This is a genomic window from Aquibacillus saliphilus (genome assembly GCF_020404745.1).
GTDB classification, from domain to species: Bacteria; Bacillota; Bacilli; order Bacillales; family Amphibacillaceae; genus Aquibacillus; species Aquibacillus saliphilus.
In genome coordinates this window covers 59,897-69,582 of sequence record NZ_JAIZAP010000025.1, presented here as the reverse complement: position 1 = coordinate 69,582, position 9,686 = coordinate 59,897, and the positions used below count along the sequence as shown (strand labels likewise).

Here is a 9,686-nt window from a genome sequence, read left to right as displayed (position 1 = left end):
GTTCGTCCTGAGCCAAGATCAAACTCTCCATAAAGTTTATGAGCTTGATTGCTCGTTCAAAAAACTAGCTTAATTTCTTACTTAACATACTGGTTGTTTCGTTCAGTTTTCAAGGATCAAAATGTCGGCGTCTCTTTGCGACAACTTAATTAGTATATCAACTTTTTTTGATAAAGTCAACAACTTTTTATAATCATTTTTTTGTTTCTGTGCGCCGATCAATTGGCGACTTAAATAATATAACACTTCCAGCAAACCAAGTCAACATTTAATTTTAAAAAATGTCGTAACCTGTCGAACTGGTAAAGCAGAGATTAACTATAACACGGCTCAATTATCAATGCAATAGAAAAGAGCTATCATTTTTAATAGCTCTTTATCACAAAATAAATATATGCAATGCAGTCAGTGAAGCTAACCCAGGTAACCCTAGAAACCCAGCAATAACAGCTGTGTAGATGTTTATGGGTAAATGCAGTCCAATCGAAGATCCGAAAACATTTAAAAAGAATAGAAACAAAACTCCGATAACCATCTTCACTGTACCTTGCGCTAAGAACCGCATTGGCTTTAACGGTGCCCCTACTATTAAAAGTAGTGCTATCAAAACAACCATACTAGTGATAATAACTGTTGAGTCCAAGTCCCTTTCCTCCTTCTGCTAGTCCTTTTTATAAACTATGAAGGTAGAAAGAAAAAAAGAACAATAAAACCAGGATTTACCTTAGGGCGCTTATTTTCCGTTGGCGAGCTTCTCTTAATAGAAAGAAGTATTTCGCTTCGGCAACTGACAGATCATACATTCCTATTTCACTTGGCTCTATACTACGGTCTAAAATAGACTTTAAGTTTTTCCATTCAGTTTTCAACTTAAAAATATCATCTAATAGTTGTCTATCTATCACCTTTTGTTTCATTTTTCTATTCCCCACTATATGTCACCTGCTTTTGTCTTGCCTTAACAGTCAGAAATATTATTAATACATAAAGGTTTGTCTAAGTTATCTTTCTGTAAAGGTCCAATTAGGTTAACTAATCATCGGTAGTGCTAATACACCACCGATGGAGTTTCACTTATAATTCTCTTCTTCCCTCTAATGCTTTTGAAAGTGTAACTTCATCCGCATATTCTAAGTCTCCACCCATCGGAAGACCATGAGCAATTCTCGTAATCTTAATACCTGAAGGTTTAACTAATCTGGAAATGTACATTGCTGTAGCTTCCCCTTCAATATTAGGATTTGTTGCAAGAATTAACTCTTTGACTTCTTCATCTTTTAATCGATTTATTAAACTAGGGACATTAATATCTTCAGGTCCAATACCATCCATCGGAGAGATTGCCCCGTGAAGAACATGATACTTCCCTTTAAATTCTCTCATCTTTTCCATTGCTATTACATCTTTTGGATCTTGAACAACACATATGAGTGATTTATCTCTATATTCATCCTGACAAATCACACACGGGTCCTGATCAGTAATTTGACCACAAACGGAACAGTGAGTAAGTTCTCTTTTGGCATTCACCAAGGATTTAGCAAAGTCTAACACGTCATCTTCTTTCATATTCAATACAAAAAAAGCCAGGCGAACAGCCGTTTTCGGCCCGATTCCTGGCAATTTCGTAAAGCTGTCAATCAGCTTTGAAATCGGTTCTGGATAATACATAAAGTAAACCTCCTAGAACATTCCTCCAGGCAGATTTAAGCCTTTAGTGAATTCTCCCATCGTGTCATTTGTTTTATCGTCTACTTTCTTAATAACCTCATTTGTTGCGGCTAAGATAAGATCTTGTAGCATTTCAACATCATCAGGATCTACTACTTCTTCTTTAATCTCAATATCTGTTATTACTTTGTTACCATTGGCAGTTACTTTAACCATACCGCCGCCTGCAGTTGCTTCAAAAGTCATATCTTGTAATTCCTCTTGTGCTTTAGCCATATCCTTCTGCATTTTTTGCATTTGTTTCATCATTTTATTCATATTTCCTCCACCACGCATGGAAATACCTCCTCATATTTTAACTCTTAATCATGAATTTCTAATAAATCATCGCCAACAAGTTTTCTCGCTTCTTCTATTAGCGGATCTTCTTGTGGTTCTTTATCACCACTTAATTCTTCCTGTTGATGCTGATTTTTCACATAATCTTCCCTAACATTTTGCCATTCCGCTTCTGGAATGGGAATTATTGTGATTTCTTTTCCCATAACTTCTGCTAATAGCAATTCTATCGTTTGTCTATGGTCTAATGCAAGTGAACAGTGAATCTCATAGCGAAATGAAACAACTAATGCTTGTTCAGACGCCGCACTTGGTTTGCTGTTTAAGATAGTTGCATGGGCTGGAGCACTTTTTTTCTTCAAAGAATCCATAAAGTTAGCCCACTGTGATTGTACATGCTTTAACTCAGTTTTAGAAGCTTCACTAAGGACTTGTCTAATTCGTTCATACGGAACCTTATAGCTATTTTTATTAGATCGTGACTGAGTCCGTTTAGGTGTTACAGTTTGTGCCTGACCATTCTCGTTTGCAACAGGCGGGTTCTGTTTAATAGAAGTTAATTCTTTCTCTAACTGTTCTATTTTTCGTGTTAACGTTTCTAAAATCGTTGAATTCTCGGTTTTACTTGCTACCTGTTGGTGTTCTGTGATATTTAGTATCGCAATTTCTATAAATACTTTAGGGCTGTTTGTCCATTTGATTTCTTGCTGACACTGATTTAACTTAGATATAGATTGTTGAATCCACGATGCCTTCATTCGTTCAGATAAATGTATGAATACATCATTCAATATAGCACGTTCTAATATATTTTCATTTGCTGGTGCACTTTTATACAACAAAATATCTCGAAGATAATAAATTAAATCAAAGATAAATCGTGCTGGGTCCTTACCATTCTGTATGATATCGTCCACATGTTGTAATGCTTTTTGAACATCAGAATCATACATTGATTCAATGATTTGTATAATTTTCTTTTGGGATACGGAACCGGTAACAGCAAGCACATCATTTAATTCAACTTGTTCCTCACTGTAAGAAATTGCTTGATCTAGTAAACTTAATGCGTCGCGCATACCACCCTCAGCAGATAATGCAACAGCCTCCAGAGCTTCCTTTGTAACTGAAACTTTTTCTGATTCTGTGATTAATTCCATTCTTTCAACCATAGAATGCTGTGATATTCGCTTAAAATCAAAGCGTTGACAGCGCGATATAATCGTTAAAGGAATTTTGTGAGGTTCTGTTGTTGCCAAGATAAACAGTACATGCTTAGGTGGTTCTTCCAATGTTTTAAGTAAAGCATTAAATGCTCCAATAGAAAGCATATGTACTTCATCAATAATATAAACCTTATACTTAACTGAACTTGGAGCGTATTTAACTTTATCTCTAATATCACGAATCTGTTCCACGCCGTTATTGGAAGCGGCATCTATTTCAATGACATCAGAGATGGAACCATCTTGAATACCTAGGCAGGCTGAACACTCATTACAAGGTTCTTTAATAGGAGCGCGCTCACAATTAATCGTCTTTGCAAAAATTTTTGCAGCACTAGTTTTCCCAGTACCTCGTGGTCCAGAAAATAAATAAGCGTGCGAAAACTTTTCCTGCATAATTGCATTCTGCAGGGTACGAGTAATATGTGTTTGTCCTACGACATCTGAAAATCCTCTTGGACGCCAAACACGATACAGTGCCTGATAACTCATTATTCACGATCCCCTCTCAAGTATTCTTTTCTATTATAACTGAATTTTAATAACGATGTGAACACATATATCAAAAACGAGCCTCAAATATTACTATTTTCTATCAAAAGAAAGGATTATATGTAAAAACCTCTTGTCAGTAACTGACAAGAGGTTAACATTTATATTTATTAAATTTAACACCGTGCACCCACCTTCGATAAAACGACCCTAAGCGTTACTTAAGTTCATGGCTCGACCCAGGCTTCCCCGCGGCACACGAGAATGACCGCTTACTGCTGCTTCCTTCCGGATCTGACAGGATTTGCAGGTTCCCATTGCGCAGGACCCGGGCGTCAACACCAATCCCTTAAGGCAGACCCTAAAATCATTCTACCTCGGATGGGAATTCAGCCTCGCTATAGCGGATTGCGAGTACAGGGCACCGCTACCTCCCCGCCTAGCACGGCAAATTTGATAACTAATTTATTGGCGCTTTGTTTAGCGCATTTCTTAGTATAACTACTTTTCACTAAAAATGCAATCAGAAATGGCTGTTAATATTTTCTATTTGTCCTTCTTCTTACTTTCTCTTAGCTTTTTAAAAAATACAGTTAAAACAGTACTACATTCTTCTTCTAATACTCCACCATGTACTTCGGCAGTATGGTTAAATCTCGAATCATTCAATAAATTCATTAAAGTTCCTGCACATCCCGCTTTCGGATCATAGGCCCCGAATACAACTTTAGGTATTCTAGACTGAATGATTGCTCCTGCACACATCGGACATGGTTCTAATGTTACATATAATGTACATTCCTCGAGTCTCCAGCTTCCTTTGTGTTCATTCGCTTTATCAATTGCAATTAACTCGGCATGAGATGCGGTGGTTTGTAGAGACTCACGCAAATTAAATGCCGAAGCAATTACTTCACCTTGATAAACAATGACTGCACCAATTGGTACTTCGCCAATATGCTCCGCTTTTATTGCTTCTTCTAATGCTAAATACATAAAATCTTGGTCATTCATTTTTTATCACACTCTTTATCCGAAAATATCAACCTATATAACCTCAGTGTACCAAATTATCATTCTTTAGCCAATTTACTAGCGCACCATTTTATCATATAAATCATAGGCTATCTAATGATAATCACGCTAAATTTGAGAGGAGGAACACGTTTGCAAATTCATGTTATACAACAAGGAGATTCTTTATATTCAATTGCAAACACGTACGGTACAACTACCGATGCTTTAGCAAGTGCAAATGAGCTAGACGCTCCAGGTCAGCTAGTTGTCGGGCAGACATTGGTGGTACCTACAGGAGAATTTTATTATGTTCAACCAGGTGATAGCCTTTATTCAATCGCACAACGATTTGGTATTAATTATCAAGAATTAGCAAGAATTAATAATATTTCAGTTGATCAGCCTCTATCAATCGGGGAAAGGTTATCTATTCCCCAACAACCAAAACCTACTATTGAATCAAATGCATATGTAGAACCTATTGGAAACACTGTATCAGAAACACTTGAAAATTCAGCGCGTAAAAATGCACCTTATTTAACATATCTTGCACCTTTTAGTTACCAAATTAACCGCGACGGGACATTAATTGCACCACCACTTGACAATTTTAAGGCAATTGCAGAAAACAACAACACGGCCCTTATGTTAGTTGTAACTAATTTAGAAGAAGGTGAATTTAGTGCAGAGCTAGGGAGTTTGGTAGTAACTGATGAAGCCGTTCAAAATACACTTTTAGATAATGTTATCGCAACAGCTACTTCGGTTGGATACAGTGATGTTCACTTTGATTTTGAGTTTTTACCGCCAGAGAATGTAGAAGACTATAACAGGTTCTTAAGAAAGGCAAAACAACGCTTAACAAACGCCGGACTTCTTATGTCTACTGCACTCGCACCTAAAACGAGTGCAACTCAAGAAGGTGCATGGTATGAAGCACATGACTATGCAGCACATGGTGAAATAGCTGACTTTGTCGTATTAATGACTTATGAATGGGGGTATAGCGGTGGTCCAGCGAGGGCGGTTTCCCCAATAAATCCAGTTCGTGACGTCGTTGAATACGCGTTGACAGAAATGCCTGCTAACAAAATAATGTTAGGCCAAAATTTATACGGCTATGATTGGACACTTCCGTATGTAGAGGGGGGAGAATTCGCAAAAGCACTAAGTCCACAACAAACGATCACATTAGCAAGAGAGCAAAACGTATCAATTGACTATGATTATGATTCACAAGCACCCTTCTTCTTTTACACAGACGACGAGGGAAATAGACATGAGGTTTGGTTCGAGGATGCTAGATCAATACAAGCAAAATTTGATTTAATTAAAGAATTAAACCTTAGAGGAATAAGCTATTGGAAATTAGGCTTAGCCTTTCCACAAAACTGGTTATTACTTGTCGACAACTTTACCATTAGAAAACGAGATTAATGAATGCCGGGGGATCCTATCCCCTGGCATTTTTAAATTGCAGCAACTACTTATTTACGTGGTTTTAGTTTTATTAATATGTATGTATTTATTTCATACATCCTGCAAAAAATAACCAAACTAAGGAATATAGATTGGATCAAAAATTAGTTGTTGTTAAAACTAGGAATAATATTACAAGGAGATGAAACAATGGATGTTGATTTAAAATTTATAGGAAATTGTTTCTTATTGGTGTTTGCAGGTATTTTTTTACTTAGAATTGCCGGAAGAAAGTCTATTTCGCAAATGACTTTGGCGCAAACTGTTATTATGATTTCTATCGGTTCAATCATTATACAACCAATAGTGGAAACAAGTGTAGTGCGGACCTTAATTGCTACTGGAATTTTTATTCTTTCATTAATACTAATTGAATGGTTACAAATAAAATTCAACTTTATTGAACGGCTGATAACAGGGAAGTCGAAAATCGTTATTCAGGATGGCCAAATTCAGTATGACCAACTAAGTAAGCGCAGGTTAACTGTTGATCAATTAGAAATGTTTATCCGCCAGAAAGGAATTAACAAATTAACTGATGTTAAAACAGCAACTCTGGAACCAAATGGAAAGCTAGGTTATGAGTTAAAGGAAGATGCCCGACCACTAACAATTGGTGAATTTAAGAAAATGATTAATCCTAGTATGTTGAATCCATCGCAGCTGCCCATCTACCAAAATAATGACCAACAACAAAGCAAGGATCAGATTTTTGATGAAATTAAATATCAACATAAAGATAATCATCCAGAAAACTTAAAGTGACAAATGTTCCAAACAATAATTTTACTCATCGACATAATAATAACCAGAGCCACTTACTGACTCTGGTTATAAAACATTATTCTTCTAACGTAGAAGTGTCTCCTGTTGGTAGTCCCAACTCCCATGATTTCAATAGACGTCTCATAATTTTACCACTACGAGTTTTAGGTATAACATCTTTAATTTCTATTTCTCTTGGCGCTGCATGAGCGCTCAATCCTTTTTTAACAAATTGACGAATCTCTTCAGTTAATGCTTCAGTAGCTTCATACCCATCATTTAAGGTAATAAAAGCTTTAATAATTTCGCCTCGTTCAGGATCTGGTTTACCGATTACACCCGCTTCCGCAACAGCCGGATGCTCAATTAATTTACTTTCTACTTCAAATGGTCCAACCCTCTCACCAGATGTGTTGATAACATCATCCAAGCGACCCTGGAACCAGAAATAACCGTCTTCATCCATATAAGCACTATCACCAGAAACATACCAACCATTAATGAAATAACTCTCAAACTTACCAGGATTCTTCCAAATTGCTCTCATCATGGATGGCCAGCCTTGTTTAATGGCAAGGTTCCCCATTTGATTGGCAGGCAATTCGTTCCCTTCATTATCTACAATTGCTGCATCAACACCAGGTATTGGTTTACCCATTGATCCTGGTCTAATATCCATCGAAGGGTAATTAACTATAAGCATGGCTCCAGTTTCCGTCATCCACCATGTATCATGAATTCGTAAGTTAAATGCACCAACAGCCCATGTTATTACTTCAGGATTTAATGGTTCACCGACACTCATCACGTGTCTGAGCGAAGACATATCAAATTTACTGACAACATTTTCTCCGGCGCTAACTAGTTTCCGCAAAGCAGTTGGAGCTGTGTACCATACAGTAACATCATTTTGATCGATTGTTCCATACCAAGATTCTGGTGTGAATCTCCCACCACGAACTACATTCGTAACACCGTGTAACCATGGAGCAAAAATACCATAGCTTGTTCCCGTTACCCAACCTGGATCAGCAGTACACCAATAAATATCATCTTTTTTCAAATCAATTACCCAGTCTCCCGTTGCATAATGCTGTATCATTGCGTTGTGCACATGATAAACACCTTTAGGCTTACCAGTAGAGCCAGAAGTATAATGAAGAAGCATACCGTCTTCTAAGTCAACCCATTCTATTTCAAATTGGTCCGAGCTATTCTTCATCTCTTTATAGTAATCTACGTATTTATCAGATTGTTGATTATGCTCTCCAACTAGTACAATCTTTTTCAGATTTGGTAGATCTTCTTGCGGAACCCTTTCCAAAAGTTCTGGTGTAGTAATTAACATACTTGCTTCCGCATCCTCTAACCGGTCCTTAACCGCTTGTTCCATAAACGCCTCAAACAGTGGTCCTGCAATAGCGCCGACTTTTAAAATACCAAAAAAACTAGCATAAAACTCTGGACTACGAGGCATGAACAAGAATACACGATCTCCCTTATTAACTCCCTGTTTCTTTAATACATTCGCAAACTTATTACTTTCATTCTTCATATCCAAAAAAGTATGTTTCTCTTCACGGTCAGGAGATGAGTATATTAATGCCGTTTGATCTTTCTTTTCTGGATTTTCAGCATGACGATCAATCGTCTCATATGCTATATTCACTTTTCCTGTTTGGTACCAACTAAAATTCTTTTTGACTTCATCCCAACTAAATTCTTTTCTTTTCTTTTCATAATTTTTTAGATTATGGTTTCCTTCTCTAGCTGGTACTTGCTGCATATCCATTAAATCACTCCATTCGATTATTTGTAAACGGTTTCAGTTAAGAGAAAAAAAACAACTTTTTTATAATTAATGAAAAACCGTTTCATGTAATTTAAATTTTATAAATTATCTGCTAATTTATAATCTATTTTATATGATATTAGAAAATATTTAAAGTATTATACTTATTCTCACCAAAATTTCTTTTTCCTTAATGTTTCAACTCCCTTCGATTGTGATATATATAGTTAGATATATAATTATCCTAGTTTCGAAGTAAATAGCTTGACGATATTATATTACTATTATATACTTACTTACATAAAGTAAGTTAGTTATAAAAAATAACAAAAATATGATGGAGGTATTCACAATGGCAAAAACAAAATTAGTCGTAGATTCTGCGCACAGTAGTATTGATTTTTCTGTAAAACACATGATGGTAACTAAAGTAAAGGGTACATTTGATGAATTTGAAACATCAATCGTAGCAGATCCTGAGGACCTAACAACTGCTGATATTGAATTCAATATTGATTTAGCTAGCATTAACACTGGATCAGAAGATCGTGATGGACACTTGAAATCTGCTGACTTCTTTGATGTTGAAAACAACAAAAAAATGAACTTCAAAACAACAAACATCTTAAAAACTTCTGATGATGAATATGATGTTACTGGAGATTTGACAATCAAAGGTGTAACAAAAAAGGAAACTTTTAAAGTAGTATTTGAAGGTCAAGGTCAAGATCCATGGGGTAACCAAGTATTTGGTTTTACTGGTGAAGGTAAACTAAATCGTGAAGAATACGGTCTAACTTGGAATGCTGCTTTAGAAACAGGCGGTGTACTAGTAGGTCAAGACGTTAAAATTTCTATCGATCTACAAGCTAAAAAAGAAGCATAATAGATTTTATTAGCATGAG

Annotated in this window: 10 protein-coding genes and 1 other RNA gene; 3 read left to right on the top strand and 8 right to left on the bottom strand. The window is 36.2% G+C overall.

Annotated features, from left to right (window positions below; genetic code table 11):
• Positions 1–379 precede the first annotated feature (379 nt).
• From LD272_RS19800 to tadA, 7 genes are all read right to left on the bottom strand, one after another.
• Positions 380–643, bottom strand: a complete 264-nt coding sequence (locus LD272_RS19800; RefSeq protein WP_226038334.1) for a pro-sigmaK processing inhibitor BofA family protein — start codon at positions 641–643, stop codon at positions 380–382.
• Between the two features lie 76 nt (positions 644–719).
• Positions 720–917, bottom strand: coding sequence for a YaaL family protein (locus LD272_RS19795; protein WP_226038333.1), 198 nt, complete (start codon positions 915–917; stop codon positions 720–722).
• 157 nt (positions 918–1,074) lie between these two features.
• Positions 1,075–1,671: a recombination mediator RecR gene (recR, locus tag LD272_RS19790; RefSeq protein ID WP_226038332.1), complete on the bottom strand. Its 597-nt coding sequence runs from the start codon at positions 1,669–1,671 to the stop codon at positions 1,075–1,077.
• A gap of 12 nt (positions 1,672–1,683) precedes the next feature.
• Positions 1,684–2,007 carry a YbaB/EbfC family nucleoid-associated protein gene (locus LD272_RS19785; RefSeq protein WP_226038331.1) on the bottom strand — a complete coding sequence of 108 codons (324 nt, stop codon included), beginning with the start codon at positions 2,005–2,007 and terminating at the stop codon, positions 1,684–1,686.
• A gap of 26 nt (positions 2,008–2,033) precedes the next feature.
• The gene (gene dnaX, locus LD272_RS19780) at positions 2,034–3,728 is read right to left on the bottom strand and encodes a DNA polymerase III subunit gamma/tau (RefSeq protein ID WP_226038330.1); all 1,695 of its coding nucleotides are present in this window, start codon (positions 3,726–3,728) and stop codon (positions 2,034–2,036) included.
• A gap of 182 nt (positions 3,729–3,910) precedes the next feature.
• An RNA gene (gene ffs, locus LD272_RS19775) (signal recognition particle sRNA large type) lies at positions 3,911–4,176 on the bottom strand.
• A gap of 98 nt (positions 4,177–4,274) precedes the next feature.
• Complete coding sequence (gene tadA / locus LD272_RS19770; protein ID WP_226038329.1) at positions 4,275–4,742, bottom strand: tRNA adenosine(34) deaminase TadA; 468 nt, start codon at positions 4,740–4,742, stop codon at positions 4,275–4,277.
• A gap of 153 nt (positions 4,743–4,895) precedes the next feature.
• Here tadA and LD272_RS19765 point away from each other — a divergent pair, with 153 nt between their 5' ends.
• Positions 4,896–6,182 (top strand): glycoside hydrolase family 18 protein, encoded by a 1,287-nt coding sequence (locus LD272_RS19765; protein WP_226038328.1) that lies wholly within the window; start codon positions 4,896–4,898, stop codon positions 6,180–6,182.
• A gap of 192 nt (positions 6,183–6,374) precedes the next feature.
• On the top strand, positions 6,375–6,989 hold the full coding sequence (locus tag LD272_RS19760) for a DUF421 domain-containing protein (protein ID WP_226038327.1): 615 nt from the start codon (positions 6,375–6,377) through the stop codon (positions 6,987–6,989).
• Positions 6,990–7,065: 76 nt separating this feature from the next.
• Here the strand turns inward: LD272_RS19760 and acsA are convergent, their stop codons facing one another.
• Positions 7,066–8,781, bottom strand: a complete 1,716-nt coding sequence (gene acsA, locus LD272_RS19755) for an acetate--CoA ligase (protein WP_226038326.1) — start codon at positions 8,779–8,781, stop codon at positions 7,066–7,068.
• Positions 8,782–9,133: 352 nt separating this feature from the next.
• On the opposite strand from acsA, the gene LD272_RS19750 reads away from it, so the two are divergent.
• Positions 9,134–9,667, top strand: a complete 534-nt coding sequence (locus LD272_RS19750) for a YceI family protein (RefSeq protein WP_226038325.1) — start codon at positions 9,134–9,136, stop codon at positions 9,665–9,667.
• Positions 9,668–9,686 lie beyond the last annotated feature (19 nt).

What these genes read in the sequence shown, in the direction of transcription:
- acsA (WP_226038326.1), bottom strand. Translation starts at nt 8,781, where the DNA reads ATGGATATGCAGCAAGTACCAGCTAGAGAAGGAAACCATAATCTAAAA.
- LD272_RS19760 (WP_226038327.1), top strand. Translation starts at nt 6,375, where the DNA reads ATGGATGTTGATTTAAAATTTATAGGAAATTGTTTCTTATTGGTGTTT.
- dnaX (WP_226038330.1), bottom strand. Translation starts at nt 3,728, where the DNA reads ATGAGTTATCAGGCACTGTATCGTGTTTGGCGTCCAAGAGGATTTTCA.
- LD272_RS19750 (WP_226038325.1), top strand. Translation starts at nt 9,134, where the DNA reads ATGGCAAAAACAAAATTAGTCGTAGATTCTGCGCACAGTAGTATTGAT.
- LD272_RS19785 (WP_226038331.1), bottom strand. Translation starts at nt 2,007, where the DNA reads ATGCGTGGTGGAGGAAATATGAATAAAATGATGAAACAAATGCAAAAA.
- recR (WP_226038332.1), bottom strand. Translation starts at nt 1,671, where the DNA reads ATGTATTATCCAGAACCGATTTCAAAGCTGATTGACAGCTTTACGAAA.
- tadA (WP_226038329.1), bottom strand. Translation starts at nt 4,742, where the DNA reads ATGAATGACCAAGATTTTATGTATTTAGCATTAGAAGAAGCAATAAAA.
- LD272_RS19795 (WP_226038333.1), bottom strand. Translation starts at nt 917, where the DNA reads ATGAAACAAAAGGTGATAGATAGACAACTATTAGATGATATTTTTAAG.